At 49.1% G+C, this 13,588-nt stretch carries 16 protein-coding genes; 8 read left to right on the top strand and 8 right to left on the bottom strand.

Features of this window, described 5'->3' with window-relative positions; translation table 11 throughout:
- The first annotated feature begins 55 nt into the window (after nt 1–55).
- From ACOZIO_RS19540 to ACOZIO_RS19525, 4 genes are all read left to right on the top strand, one after another.
- Entirely contained in the window at nt 56–2,203 is a 2,148-nt protein-coding gene (locus tag ACOZIO_RS19540) for a lysine decarboxylase LdcC (RefSeq protein WP_129954988.1), read from the top strand.
- Nucleotides 2,204–2,289: 86 nt separating this feature from the next.
- Nucleotides 2,290–2,679 (top strand): VOC family protein, encoded by a 390-nt coding sequence (locus ACOZIO_RS19535; RefSeq protein ID WP_129954989.1) that lies wholly within the window; start codon nt 2,290–2,292, stop codon nt 2,677–2,679.
- Between the two features lie 7 nt (nt 2,680–2,686).
- Nucleotides 2,687–4,027 (top strand): tRNA lysidine(34) synthetase TilS, encoded by a 1,341-nt coding sequence (gene tilS, locus ACOZIO_RS19530; RefSeq protein WP_421595607.1) that lies wholly within the window; start codon nt 2,687–2,689, stop codon nt 4,025–4,027.
- A gap of 95 nt (nt 4,028–4,122) precedes the next feature.
- Nucleotides 4,123–4,413 carry a c-type cytochrome gene (locus ACOZIO_RS19525; RefSeq protein WP_421595606.1) on the top strand — a complete coding sequence of 97 codons (291 nt, stop codon included), beginning with the start codon at nt 4,123–4,125 and terminating at the stop codon, nt 4,411–4,413.
- A 66-nt stretch (nt 4,414–4,479) separates the two neighbouring features.
- Here ACOZIO_RS19525 and rof read toward each other — a convergent pair whose 3' ends face one another.
- Together rof and ACOZIO_RS19515 are read right to left on the bottom strand one after the other, a co-directional pair.
- Nucleotides 4,480–4,740, bottom strand: a complete 261-nt coding sequence (gene rof / locus ACOZIO_RS19520) for a Rho-binding antiterminator (RefSeq protein WP_129992064.1) — start codon at nt 4,738–4,740, stop codon at nt 4,480–4,482.
- Nucleotides 4,727–4,927 (bottom strand): YaeP family protein, encoded by a 201-nt coding sequence (locus tag ACOZIO_RS19515; RefSeq protein WP_129954993.1) that lies wholly within the window; start codon nt 4,925–4,927, stop codon nt 4,727–4,729. Before ACOZIO_RS19515 ends, rof begins: the two co-directional genes overlap by 14 nt.
- Before the next feature lie 215 nt (nt 4,928–5,142).
- On the opposite strand from ACOZIO_RS19515, the gene ACOZIO_RS19510 reads away from it, so the two are divergent.
- The 3 genes from ACOZIO_RS19510 (at nt 5,143) to nlpE (ending at nt 6,862) form a co-directional block, all read left to right on the top strand.
- The gene (locus ACOZIO_RS19510) at nt 5,143–5,703 is read left to right on the top strand and encodes a YaeQ family protein (protein ID WP_421595605.1); all 561 of its coding nucleotides are present in this window, start codon (nt 5,143–5,145) and stop codon (nt 5,701–5,703) included.
- A gap of 5 nt (nt 5,704–5,708) precedes the next feature.
- A complete protein-coding gene (gene arfB / locus ACOZIO_RS19505) occupies nt 5,709–6,119 on the top strand; it encodes an alternative ribosome rescue aminoacyl-tRNA hydrolase ArfB (RefSeq protein WP_129992066.1) in 411 nt (136 codons plus the stop codon).
- A 65-nt stretch (nt 6,120–6,184) separates the two neighbouring features.
- Nucleotides 6,185–6,862 carry an envelope stress response activation lipoprotein NlpE gene (nlpE, locus tag ACOZIO_RS19500; protein ID WP_421595604.1) on the top strand — a complete coding sequence of 226 codons (678 nt, stop codon included), beginning with the start codon at nt 6,185–6,187 and terminating at the stop codon, nt 6,860–6,862.
- Between the two features lie 102 nt (nt 6,863–6,964).
- Here the strand turns inward: nlpE and proS are convergent, their stop codons facing one another.
- From proS to metN, 6 genes are all read right to left on the bottom strand, one after another.
- Nucleotides 6,965–8,683, bottom strand: a complete 1,719-nt coding sequence (gene proS / locus ACOZIO_RS19495; protein WP_129992067.1) for a proline--tRNA ligase — start codon at nt 8,681–8,683, stop codon at nt 6,965–6,967.
- A 119-nt stretch (nt 8,684–8,802) separates the two neighbouring features.
- Nucleotides 8,803–9,510 carry a tRNA (N6-threonylcarbamoyladenosine(37)-N6)-methyltransferase TrmO gene (tsaA, locus tag ACOZIO_RS19490; RefSeq protein WP_129954998.1) on the bottom strand — a complete coding sequence of 236 codons (708 nt, stop codon included), beginning with the start codon at nt 9,508–9,510 and terminating at the stop codon, nt 8,803–8,805.
- Entirely contained in the window at nt 9,507–9,914 is a 408-nt protein-coding gene (gene rcsF / locus ACOZIO_RS19485) for an Rcs stress response system protein RcsF (protein ID WP_129954999.1), read from the bottom strand. Before rcsF ends, tsaA begins: the two co-directional genes overlap by 4 nt.
- A gap of 186 nt (nt 9,915–10,100) precedes the next feature.
- Complete coding sequence (locus tag ACOZIO_RS19480) at nt 10,101–10,916, bottom strand: MetQ/NlpA family lipoprotein (RefSeq protein ID WP_129955000.1); 816 nt, start codon at nt 10,914–10,916, stop codon at nt 10,101–10,103.
- 57 nt (nt 10,917–10,973) lie between these two features.
- Entirely contained in the window at nt 10,974–11,627 is a 654-nt protein-coding gene (locus ACOZIO_RS19475) for a methionine ABC transporter permease MetI (protein ID WP_015696115.1), read from the bottom strand.
- Nucleotides 11,620–12,651 carry a methionine ABC transporter ATP-binding protein MetN gene (gene metN, locus ACOZIO_RS19470; protein ID WP_129955001.1) on the bottom strand — a complete coding sequence of 344 codons (1,032 nt, stop codon included), beginning with the start codon at nt 12,649–12,651 and terminating at the stop codon, nt 11,620–11,622. The genes ACOZIO_RS19475 and metN overlap by 8 nt, the downstream gene beginning before the upstream one ends.
- 178 nt (nt 12,652–12,829) lie before the next feature.
- Here metN and gmhB point away from each other — a divergent pair, with 178 nt between their 5' ends.
- A complete protein-coding gene (gmhB, locus tag ACOZIO_RS19465; RefSeq protein WP_217218733.1) occupies nt 12,830–13,396 on the top strand; it encodes a D-glycero-beta-D-manno-heptose 1,7-bisphosphate 7-phosphatase in 567 nt (188 codons plus the stop codon).
- Nucleotides 13,397–13,588 lie beyond the last annotated feature (192 nt).

Here is a 13,588-nt window from a genome sequence, read left to right as displayed (position 1 = left end):
ACTAACCGTGTTTCTATAATTACCTGAGAGAATAAACAACAGAAGGATTTGTCAGATGAATATTATCGCTATCATGCGCCCGGAAGGGGCTTACTACAAAGACGAGCCGATCCGTGAACTGGATAGTGCGCTGACACTTCTTGGTTTTCAGGTCATTTATCCACGTGACCGCGCAGATCTGCTCAAACTCATCGAAAATAATGCCCGTATTTGCGGCGCAATTTTTGACTGGGATCAGCACAGTGAAGAGCTGTGTACAGCCATTAATGAGCTGAATGAATATCTGCCGCTGTACGCTTTCATCAATACGCATTCAACGCTTGATGTGGACGTTAATGAAATGCGCATGGTGCTCTATTTCTTTGAATATGCCCTGAGTGCGGCTGAGGATATTGCCAAACGCATCCGCCAGTACACTGATGAATACATCGATACCATTACGCCACCGCTGACTAAAGCGCTATTTACATATGTTGAAGAAGGGAAATATACTTTTTGTACGCCCGGCCATATGGCCGGTACAGCGTTTTTAAAAAGCCCTGTCGGAACGTTGTTCTATGATTTCTTCGGGGCCAAAACACTGAAAGCCGATGTGTCGATTTCTGTGACGGAGCTTGGCTCCCTGCTTGACCACACGGGGCCGCATCTCGAGGCGGAGGAATATATCGCCCGCACTTTCGGTGCCGAGCAAAGTTATATCGTTACTAATGGCACTTCAACAGCCAATAAAATCGTCGGAATGTATGCGGCACCGGCGGGCAGTACGGTACTGATTGACCGCAACTGTCATAAATCGCTCGCCCATCTGATGATGATGACCAATATCGTACCGGTTTATTTGCGGCCCAATCGCAACGCGTATGGCATTCTTGGCGGAATTCCTAAGCGTGAATTCACCCGCGAAAGTATCGAAGAGAAAATTGCGCAGACCGCGGGCGCTACCTGGCCTGTCCACGCCGTGATCACTAACTCTACCTACGACGGCTTGCTGTACAACACAGATTACATCAAAAGCACACTGGATGTTCCGTCGATTCATTTCGATTCCGCATGGGTGCCATACACTAATTTTCATCCGATTTATGACGGTAAAAGCGGAATGAGCGGCGAGCGCATTCCGGGGAAAGTCATTTACGAAACACAATCAACGCACAAACTACTGGCAGCTTTCTCGCAGGCCTCAATGATTCACATTAAGGGCGATTACAATGAAAGTACCTTTAATGAAGCTTATATGATGCACACTACAACATCACCTAATTACGGTATTGTGGCTTCCGCAGAAACGGCCGCAGCGATGTTGCGTGGTAATCCAGGACGACGTCTCATTAACCGTTCGGTTGAACGTGCACTACATTTCCGTAAAGAGATCCAGCGGTTACGCGAAGAAACTGAGGGTTGGTTCTTTGATATCTGGCAGCCTGAGCATATTGATGAGGCCGAGTGCTGGCCATTAAATCCTGATCAGAACTGGCATGGTTTTGCGCACGCAGATGCCGATCATATGTTTCTGGATCCGATCAAAGTGACGATCCTGACACCAGGCATGGATGAAACAGGTAAGCTGGAAGAGGAGGGGATCCCGGCGGCGCTGGTAGCCAAATTCCTGGATGAACGTGGGGTAGTTGTTGAAAAAACAGGCCCGTACAATCTGCTTTTCCTGTTCAGTATCGGCATTGATAAAACCAAATCTATGAGTCTGATGCGCGGCCTGACGGATTTTAAGCGCAGTTATGATCTTAACCTGCGCATTAAAAATATGCTGCCGGATTTATATGCGGAAGATCCTGATTTTTATCGCAACATGCGTATTCAGGATCTGGCTCAAGGGATCCATAAACTGATTGTTCGTCACGATTTGCCACGCTTAATGCTGGAGGCGTTTGATGTGCTGCCGGAAATGAAAATGACGCCCTACGAAATGTTCCAGCATCAGGTTCGTGGCCATGTTGATGAATGCGACATTGACGAACTGGTCGGCAAAGTATCAGCAAACATGATCCTGCCTTATCCGCCGGGAGTACCGGTGGTGATGCCGGGAGAGGTGATCACGGAAGAAAGCCGCGCCGTGCTCGATTTCCTGATCATGCTTTGCTCGATAGGCGAGCGTTATCCCGGCTTTGAAACCGATATTCATGGAACGCGGCTCACAGAAGACGGACGATATCTGGTCAAAGTCTTAAAGCTTCCGGAAGCCAGCTAGCAAACTGCCCTCTTCAGGAGGGCTTTTTATTGACGTGTCCGGATGCGCTGAGTAACGTGCAGATCATAAATCAACAGGACATGACTATGCTTAACCTTCGCCAGATCCACCACATCGCCATCATTGGCGCTGATTATCAGGCCAGCAAACACTTCTATTGTGACATTCTCGGGTTCACGTTGCTGGGTGAGTTTTACCGTGAGGAACGCGATTCCTGGAAAGCCGATCTTGCGCTCCAGGGTCAATACACCATTGAGCTATTCAGCTTCCCGCATCCACCCGCCCGGCCAAGTCATCCTGAGGCATGCGGATTACGTCATCTGGCGTTCAGCGTTGAAAATATTGACCAGTCCGTTTCCGCACTTACCGAAGCGGGTATTATCTGTGAGCCTGTGAGAACCGATCCTCACACCGGTAAAAAATTCACTTTCTTCAACGATCCTGATGGCTTGCCGCTGGAACTGTACGAACCCTGATAATCTTATGAATTCAAAACCGGCGACATTTCTTTTACAACACCTGCACAATAAAATCGGTGATGCACGAAAACTTTGCGTGGCGTTCAGTGGCGGGCTGGATTCTTCCGTGCTGCTCGCTGGCCTGGCAGAATTACGCGACAACGCGTTGCCGGACATCAGGCTGCGTGCATTGCATATCCATCACGGATTAAGCCGGTTTGCTGATGACTGGGTCGCGCACTGCCAGACATTTTGTCTGCAGCGAGATATCCCTTTCTCCGTGATTAAAGTGCAGGTCAATGCGCAGGATGGTGGGATCGAAGCGGCGGCACGAACGGCACGCTATCAGGCATTCTCTGAAAGCCTGACGGCCGGTGAAGTGCTACTGACAGCACAGCACCTGAATGACCAATGCGAAACCTTTATGCTGGCGCTTAAACGCGGGAGCGGGCCTGCTGGTCTCTCGGCGATGAGCGCGGACAGTTCGGCTCAGGGATATCGTTTGTTACGGCCTTTACTTGATCTAAGTCGTAACCAGCTTGAGGCTTACGCCACGCAGCATCAGCTTGCCTGGATCGAAGACGACAGCAACCGGGATGCACGCTTTGATCGTAACTTTTTGCGGCTGGATATTTTGCCTGATCTTTATGCCCGCTGGCCTCACTTTGCTCAGGCTACAGCCCGCAGCGCGTTACTTTGCGCAGAGCAGGAAGCGTTGCTGGATGAATTACTCAGTGAATCTTTGAAAACACTCACTGACCAGCAAGGCAGTTTGTCGGTAGACGGGCTGAGACATGTCTCGGCGGTGAGGCGCTCTGCGTTATTACGACGCTGGCTGGGAGCATGTGGCGCAAGAATGCCTTCGCGTGAGCAATTGCAGAGAATATGGGACGAAGTCGCTTTAAGTCGCGAAGATGCGCAGGCGCAGTTAGTGCTGGGGAAAATGATGGTCCGGCGTTTCCGTCAGCGTCTGTATGTATTGCCGGAACACCAGCCTCTTAAAGATCAGATCCTCTGTTGGGATCCGGTCGAAAAACTGGTGCTGCCAGACGGTCTGGGTTGTCTGATTGCGGATCATGTTCTTACCGCGCAGACGGCTGATTGTTTGATCCGCCAGCCACGTGCTGATGAAAAGATCACTGTGCGATTTCAGGTACAGGGAATTATCGAAAAGGTCGGGCGGGATCGTGCCCGTCAGGCAAAAAAATTGTGGTCTGAATTAGGTGTACCGCCATGGGAGCGGGATCGTATTCCTTTGATTTATTATAATGATCAACTGATGGCTGCACCGGGTTGGTTTACTACCCGCCAGTCTCTTACTGAAAATAACGAAGCGTTATGGCGGATCGTCTGGTCAGCTGCGTAATAAACAAAAGAGCACTTTATTGGGGCTGTGGTCATTTGCCTGAGGGAATAGTGATGCAAGTCGGGGAAAGAACGGTGGCAGGAATCGCGCTGTTAATGTTAATCACTTCACCTGCTCTGGCGGGCGGAAACGTGACTGACGGGCAATCTAAATCAGCCAGTTGTGCGGCATGTCACGGTGCAACGGGTAAAGCCGTTAATTCGATTTACCCTAATCTTGCCGGTCAAAATGCTGATTATCTGGCGCTGTCACTGCACGCGTACAAAAAAGGCGAGAGAAGTGGCGGGCAGGCGGGAATTATGCAGGCTTTTAGTTCATCATTATCTGATCAGGATATCAGTGACCTGGCGGCATATTACGCCAGTCTGACACCGCTGCAAAAATAAGCTTATCGTAAAATGCAAACGGGCAATCCTGAGATTGCCCGTGAGTTAAATTGACGATCGTTATCGCTATTCAGCGCTGACGACAACGGTGCCAATTTCCGGATGGCTAAAGCTTTCAATGTGATCCAGACGAAGATCCCGTTGTTCGCCGTTGACCTCAACCACCAGATATTCCACTTTTTTACGCATTAACAGATCGTTGGCTTTTGCCTCAACGACTTCTCCGCTACGCATCTTCAGCGTCAAAACCAGATGATGCTGGCAGGCGAGCTCAAGATTATCGTAGTCATCACAATTGATGGGTTGGTACTCATCATTCATCGACATAATCGCTCACCAATAAGTTAGCGGCGGCGTAGGCCGCCTGATCCCTAACGGAAGACGGAAGGTCAGCATTCGCTGCGACTTCGTCCAATGCTTTCAATACACAGCCCAATGCATCGGGCACATATCCGAGATCGCCGCTGGCGATTTCAGAATATTTACGGCGTACCAACTCACAGTATCGTTGCATAAGTTCTCCCTAAAAAGCGTATCCCTCTGAGGAAAGCGCAGAAAGATAAGCTCTCAGTATTTACCGACTATAGCACAGGAGAGTGTGAGTTATTAGCAGGCCTGTAAAGGTAAATCGTTTGTGTAAAACCATTATTGAGGATGACCATCGGGGGAAAACTGGTCGCGGCAGGATGCTTTCAAGTACACTGTGTGTCTATTATCAAGGGGTTTACCATGGCGTTAAAAGCAACCATTTATAAAGCAGCGGTCAACATCGCTGATATGGATCGTAATTTCTTTCATGACGTCAGCCTGACTCTGGCACAGCATCCTTCCGAAACAGAACAGCGCATGATGCTGCGCCTGCTGGCATGGATTTATCATGCTGACGAACGACTGACTTTTACCCGCGGATTAAGTGCAGAGGACGAACCCGAAATCTGGCGTAAGAATGATCACAATGGCATCGAACTGTGGGTCGAATTAGGACTACCCGATGAGAAGCGTCTGAAAAAAGCCTGTAACCAATCGCGCGAAGTCGTGCTTTACGCGTATGGTGAGCGTGCGGCAAAAGTCTGGTGGTCACAAATGGAGGGGAAAGTCAGAGGTTTTGAGAACCTGCGTATCCGTTATTTAGAAGATGAGTTGCTCAATCAGTTGACCGCTTTTGGCAACCGTACCATGAACTTACAGGCGACTTTGCAGGACGGAACTATTTGGCTTTCTGATGCTCAGAGTAATTTAGAAATTCATTTTTCTGAATGGAAAGAGTCTGTTGTTAAAGAAGCAAGGTAATCAGTGTGTTAATTCTTTCCGGAAAACTGGAAATACCCGACAGCGAAATCGAATTAACCGCGATTCGCGCTCAGGGTAACGGCGGCCAGAACGTCAATAAAACATCAACGGCCATCCATTTGCGCTTTGATATTAAAGCGTCGAGTTTGCCAGAATACTATAAAGAGCGGTTACTGGCGTTTAATCATCATTCTGTTACTGCCGACGGCTGGGTCATTATCAAGGCTCAGGAATACCGGAGTCAGGAGATGAATCGTGAAGCGGCTTTGACCCGGCTGGGAGCATTGATTTCCCAGGCGATGGTGATAGAAAAAACGCGTCGTGCGACGAAACCAACCCGCGGGTCTAAAATTCGCCGGGTAGAAAGTAAGGTTCGCAAGGGTGCGACGAAAGCATTACGGGGCAAAATACGTTAGCCCTAAATTCGTGTTGCAGGACAATTTTTATCGCAGCACCAGGAAAAAGCAGTAGGGGAGAAACTGTGAAAAAAATCATTATTAGTGCAGTGCTGGCGCTCGGGGCGTTATCATTGTTCGGTTGTCATACTGCCGCCTTCAATCATGAAAAACCTTTGCAGGCTATGCAGCAGAGTTACAGCGGCGTATTGCCGTGTGCTGATTGCAGTGGTTTGAAGATGTCGTTATTCCTGCAACAGGATGGTACTTACATTCTTCAGGAGGAATATCAGGGCAGCAAAGAGGGCGATCAGGTATTTGCCAGTTATGGACGCTGGGCACGGACTGCCGACAAATTGGTGCTGACTGGCAACAAGGGTGATAAACGTTATTTCCATCCGAAAGATGAAAATCTGGAAATGCTGGACATGAGCGGTGAGCCTATAACTTCTCAGTTCAACTATACATTGAAGCCGGTGCAGCAACATTTGCCTCAGACGCCGATGGCAATGAATGGAATGATGCAATACAGCGCAGACGTTGCCTCGTTTAAAGATTGTGTGACCGGTAAAGTGTTCCCGATGTCGGCAAACCAGTCACTGGAAGAAGGCTACCTTACGGCACGTAAAGCACCGAATCAGCTGGTCTTCCTTTCTATGGATGGCCATTTCATGACGGAACCGTCAATGGAAGAAGGGCAGATGCAGAACGCTGTCGTGGCAGATAAAAATGTCAAATTTGACGCCACGAAGTCCTGCCCTTAATAGCGCACACCGTTTTTTAATAACGAAAGCCTGGCTCAACAGCATCAATAAAAATGCCCGCTTAAGCGGGCATTTTTTATGGCAAACAATTGTTATCCGATCTTAACGCGGGATCTGACTCAGCAGATATTCAATGATATCGCTTTGTTTGATCATCTGCTTTTCGCCGGTGCGACGGTTTTTGTATTCCAGCTCTTCTGCATCCAGATTACGATCACCAATCACCACCTGATGCGGCACACCGATCAGTTCCATATCTGCAAACATGACGCCCGGACGTTCTTTACGATCGTCGAGGATCACATCGATACCGTGTGAACGCAGTTCTTTATACAACGCCTCTGCCGCATCTTTCACGCGGAAGGATTTGTGCATGTTCATTGGCAAAATAGCGACCTGGAACGGAGCGATAGCATCCGGCCAGATAATGCCACGGTCATCATGGTTCTGTTCAATCGCCGCAGCGACCACGCGGGTCACGCCGATACCGTAACAACCCATGGTCATTACCTGATTACGGCCATCTTCGCCCTGAACGGTCGCATTCATCGCTTCTGAATATTTAGTTCCGAGCTGGAAGATATGACCGACTTCGATACCGCGTTTGATAACTAAAGTACCCTGGCCATCCGGACTTGGATCACCAGCAACGACGTTACGGATATCGGCAACTTCTGGCAGCGCAACATCACGATCCCAGTTAATACCAAAGTAATGCTGACCATCGATGTTAGCACCTGCGCTAAAATCGCTCATGGCGGCGACGGAACGGTCAGCAACAACTGGCATCGGCAAGTTCACCGGACCCAGTGAACCCGGACCAGCAGCAACGATTTCACGAATTTCAGCTTCCGTTGCGAAAGTCAGTGGTACAGCAACTTGTGGCAATTTTTCCGCTTTGATTTCGTTCAGCTCATGATCACCACGAACCAGCAGCGCCACCAGTTTATGGCCACTTTCCGCTGTTGCGTGAACCATCAGCGTTTTCACGGTTTTCTCAACCGGCACCTGGAACTGTTCAGTCAGTTCAGCGATGGTTTTGGCATTGGGTGTTTCAACAACACGCATTGCTTCGGTTGCTGCAGCGCGCGGAGTCGCCGGAGCCAGCGCTTCAGCGAACTCAATGTTAGCCGCGAAATCCGAAGAGTCCGAGAACACGACATCATCTTCGCCGCTTTGTGCCAGAACCTGGAATTCATGAGATGCGCTGCCGCCGATAGAACCGGTATCCGCCATCACGGCACGGAAATCCAGGCCCATGCGGTTGAAGATCTGGCTGTAGGCTGCGTACATTGCATCGTAAGTTTCCTGCAGAGATTCCTGTGTTGTGTGGAACGAGTAGGCATCTTTCATCAGGAATTCACGGGAACGCATCACACCAAAGCGCGGACGAACTTCGTCACGGAATTTGGTCTGGATCTGGAAGAAGTTCAGTGGCAATTGCTTGTACGAACTGACTTCATTACGGATCAAATCAGTGATGACTTCTTCATGGGTCGGGCCCAGAACAAATGGACGATCGCCACGGTCAACAAAACGCAACAACTCCGGACCGTATTGTTCCCAACGTCCGCTCTCCTGCCATAAATCGGCGGGCTGAACTACCGGCATCGACACTTCAATGGCGTTCGCGTTGTTCATTTCTTCGCGTACGATGTTTTCAACTTTCTTGAGAACGCGTAAGCCGGTCGGCATCCAGGTATACAAGCCTGAGGCCAGTTTACGAATCATTCCCGCGCGCAGCATCAGCTGGTGGCTGATAACTTCTGCGTCGGCTGGCGTCTCTTTCAGAGTAGAGAGCAGATATTGAGTAGTACGCATGATGTTGTTGGTTCCGTTAGCACTGCAAATTGCAATCGGGCTGCCATGAGCAGCCAAAACGTGAAAAGTGGTTTAGTTTACCAGCGAGTTGCTATTGTCAAAAGAGACGCAGAGGAAATTTAGTTTTTGTCGAGAGACAATACCTGATTCACTGAGCCTGAGACCCGCCAGCGGACGTTAAACTCCAGCAAGCGAACGGCGTAATCGCGCTCTGCGGCTTCACCCTTGCGATAAGCCGGGCGGGGATCTTGCCCTAAAACCTGCGTGATGAATCGACGCAGATGCGGGTATTGATGCGTATGTTGGGTAATTTGCTGTTCTGCCTGAGGTAAAAATTCGACCGGCATATTGGCATCGGGGGCGTGCTGGGCAAAACCTGCGCGTGCATCAGGATGGCTTTCTGCAAAGGGAAGGTAAGGCTTGATGTCCACGACAGGCGTGCCGTCTACTAAATCCAGACTGCCAAGCTGCAGAATGACATCCTGGCCCTGACAGCGGATCCCTTTCAGTTCAATCAGAGACATTCCGAGCGGGTTCGGTCGGAAAGTTGAACGGGTGGCGAATACACCGGTACGCGCGTTACCGCCCAAACGTGGCGGGCGGACCGTCGGACGCCAGCCGCCTTCCATCGTCTGATGAAAAATAAACATCACCCATAAATGACTGAACTCTTCCAGCCCGCGGACGGCTTCAGGCTGGTTATAAGGTGCATGCAGATGTAATTCGCCGCCACCGTCCTGAATCAATCCGGGCTGGCGCGGAACAGCAAACTTCTCTTTATAGGGCGAGTGAATGGTCCCTATTTGCTCAAAAGAAAATGAGGTCATTTAAACGTGACGTTCAGGGCAGAACCCTGACAAATTGCCTGCTGGAAACAGCCAGGTACGCCGCTGATAATCTGGCACTGATGCAACAACACGGCATTGGCTTTCATATAGGATGCGCGGGTCAGCATTCTCTTCCGTGCCGCAGCCAGGCTTGGTGGCGTATCATTTTGAGCACTCTGGCAAGATTCGCCGGAGACTTCGCCAAGATCACGGAACGGGGTTCCAACTAAAGCTTCTGCATCTTTATAGAGCTTTACAGGAGCGGGGCGCACTGGTGCCGGCTTGGGTTTGACAGGTTTTGGTTCTTCTTTAACAACAGGCGCAGGGGGTGTTGGCTGTGTGTGTTGAGTCAGGGAACAACCCGCCAGCAAAAGTGCCGACAAACAGAGAGGTAAAGCACGCATGGTATATCCTCTGCTTTTTAATATGTTTACAGGAAAGAATGTGGCGTTATTGAACCAAGGTATTGAGGAAATAACAAGGCGGGCATATGCCCGCCTTGTTATTTATTTATGAAAAGATGTATTTGCGAATCTACTATCTTATAAATGAATAGTCAGGAGAAACGTAACGTTCCTGATTTCGGACAATTACCAACCTTTTACTGCGCCGCCGTTGAAGATTTTATTTGCTGCAGCGTTCACTTCATCAGACTGGTAAGCCTGAACGAATTTCTTCACGTTTTCAGCATCTTTGTTATCTTCACGTGCCACGATCAGGTTCACGTATGGAGATTCTTTATCCTCTACGAAGATACCGTCTTTCTCCGGCGTCAGGTTTATCTGGCTGGCATAGGTGGTATTGATAATGGCCAGAGCGATTTTGGCATCATCCAGTGAACGTGGCAGTTGTGGGGCTTCAAGTTCGACCAGTTTCAGATTTTTAGGGTTCTCGGTCACATCCAGAACAGTCGGCAGCAAGCCAACACCGTCTTTCAGTTTGATCAGACCTTGTTTTTGCAGCAGCAGCAAAGAACGACCAAGGTTAGTCGGGTCGTTTGGCAACGCAATCTGATCGCCATCTTTCAGTTCATCAATAGATTTGATTTTTTTAGAGTATCCGGCGATTGGGTAGACGAATGTGTTACCGACCGGCACCAGTTTGTAACCGCGATCTTTGATCTGTTGATCAAGATAAGGCTTATGCTGGAAGGCATTAACATCAATGTCGCCTTTGCTCAGTGCTTCGTTAGGCAAAACGTAATCATTGAAAGTCACCAGCTCAACGTCAAGGCCGTATTTTTCTTTAGCTACTTTCTGTGCAACTTCTGCCACTTGCTGTTCAGAACCAACAATCACACCCACTTTGATATGGTTTGGATCTTGTTCTTTTGGCCCGCAGCCGACTAAAGCCAGCGATCCCAGAAGCGCGCCGACAATGGCAATGGATTTGAATTTGTTAGACATGTCCTTTCCTCAATAAACGGATATAAATCATTCACAGGGTAGCTATTACAGCTGTTTTTATTTATGTGTGACTGCTTTTACAATGCGGTCGCCACAAAATTGTATTAAATACACCAAAACCACTAACAGGACTAATACCGTATTCATCACGGTTGCGTCATAACCGATATAACCATACTGATAACCGATTTGACCCAAACCACCCGCACCCACTGCGCCACCCATAGCAGAATAGCCTACGAGGGTGATCAGCGTGATGGTAGCTGCATTGACCAATCCTGGCAGAGCTTCCGGTAATAAAATTTTACGGATGATTTGCATCGGTGTTGCCCCCATCGCGCGGGAGGCTTCTACCAGACCACTTGGAATTTCCAAAAGAGCATTTTCAACCATGCGGGCAATAAACGGTGCTGCACCCACAGTCAGCGGAACAATCGCTGCCTGCAAACCGATAGAGGTACCGACGATCATGCGGGTGAACGGAATCATCCACACCAGTAAGATAATAAAAGGAATAGAACGGAAAATATTCACCAGCGCTGACATCACGCGATAGACGTTTTTATTTTCTGCAATCTGACCCGGACGGGTGACATATAACAGCACACCAAAAGGCAGACCCAGGACAAAACCAAAGAAGCCAGAGGTTAGCGTCATGATGACCGTTTCCCAGATACCCCGGCCCATTAACCACATCATTGCCTCAGACATAACCGAGTACCTCTACTTTCACCTGATTCTCATGCAGGAAACGAATTGCCGCCTGAGTGTTTTCTTCTGAACCGTGCATTTCTGTCAGCATAATCCCGAACTTCACGCCACCGGCATAATCCATCTGAGCACTGATGATATTATTATTAATGTCAAAGCGACGGACCGCTTCTGAAAGCAGCGGAGCATCCACTGACTGGCCGGTAAATTCTAACCGTAATAAGGGCACTCGACCCGCTTCAGGCGTGGTCAACAGACGCACGGCGTAATCATCCGGAATATCCAGGTGCAATGTTGACTGAATAAACTGCTGGGCAAGCGGAGTCTTAGGATGTGAGAACATCTCGCTCACTTTATCCTGCTCAATCAGTTTGCCATCGCTGATCACGGCAACCTGATCGCAAATGCGTTTTACGACGTCCATCTCATGGGTAATCAGCAGAATCGTGAGCCCCAGACGGCGGTTGATATCTTTCAGCAATTCCAGGATTGCGCGGGTTGTGGCCGGATCCAGTGCGCTGGTCGCTTCATCACAGAGCAATACTTTTGGATTACTGGCCAGCGCACGGGCAATCGCTACGCGTTGTTTTTGTCCACCGGAAAGATTGGCAGGATAGGCGTCATGCTTATCTTCTAATCCGACCAGACTCAGCAGTTCAGAGACGCGCTTTTTAATCGCGGCTGAAGACAGATTGTCGAGTTCCAGTGGCAAAGCAACGTTGCCAAAAACGGTACGTGACGACAGCAAATTGAAGTGCTGAAAAATCATGCCAATCTGTCGGCGTGCACGGGTAAGTGCTTTCTCTGAAAAGGACATCAGATCCTGACCATCGACCAATACCTGGCCTTCAGTCGGGCGCTCCAGCAAATTCACGCATCGGATTAAAGTACTTTTCCCCGCGCCGGAAGAGCCGATGACGCCATAAATTTGTCCGGCAGGGACGTGAAGACTCACGTCAGAGAGCGCGACAATCTGGCGCGAACCCTGCTGGAAAACCTTGGTGATGTTAGAAAGTTTAATCATATTTTTTTTATTCTGTCTTTTTGCCGTGACGTGGTGAATTTAACTCTGCGGAGGTCTTCTCCGTAGTATGGTGTGGATGCTAAGGCGTCTAGACGTCTAAGTCAACCAGGTTAGCATTCTCACAGACATTGAAAACATGCGATACTGGCGCCGTTAATCAGCCATCAGGAGCAAATTCGTGGCACAACCAGTTTCAGCAATCTTTCTTGACCGTGATGGCACTCTGAATGTCGATCACGGTTATGTACATGAAATCGATAACTTCCAGTTCATCGATGGGGTCATTGATGCTTGTCTTAAATTAAAAGAGATGGGCTTTTTACTGGTACTGGTTACCAACCAGTCCGGTATCGCACGTGGCAAATTTACTGAAGATCAGTTTATGACTCTGACAGAGTGGATGGACTGGTCGCTTGCCGATCGCGGGGTTGATCTCGATGGTATCTATTTCTGCCCGCATCATCCGGAAGGATCCATTAAAGAGTTTACTCAGGTTTGTGATTGCCGTAAGCCCCAACCCGGGATGTTTTTGACGGCCAAAGAAGAACTGGGCATTGATATGGCTTCTTCTTATATGGTGGGCGACAAACTGGAGGATATGCAGGCAGCTGCCGCTGCGGGGGTGGGGCATAAGATTTTAGTGCGTACCGGCAAGCCCGTAACCTCCGTAAGTGAAAATGCCGCCGATGCAGTACTGGAAAGCCTTGCCGCATTGCCTTCCTTTATAGCAAAAGGCCATAAATAACGTCTTCTGGATAAAAAAACGGCAAACGGAATAAAACTGTATTTATTCGCTTGCCATTAAAATCCAACTCCCTATAATGCCGCTCCATCGACAGGGAACAACGTGAACAACATCACGAAGTAACCGGGTCGGAAAGATTAAAAACAGCGGCAACCGGATGAAATAAACGGTTGACACTGAATGAGGAAAGCG

The sequence above is a fragment of the Rahnella sp. PD4 genome (assembly GCF_049199325.1).
GTDB classification, from domain to species: Bacteria; Pseudomonadota; Gammaproteobacteria; order Enterobacterales; family Enterobacteriaceae; genus Rahnella; species Rahnella perminowiae.
This window is presented reverse-complemented; position numbering and strand designations above follow the sequence as displayed.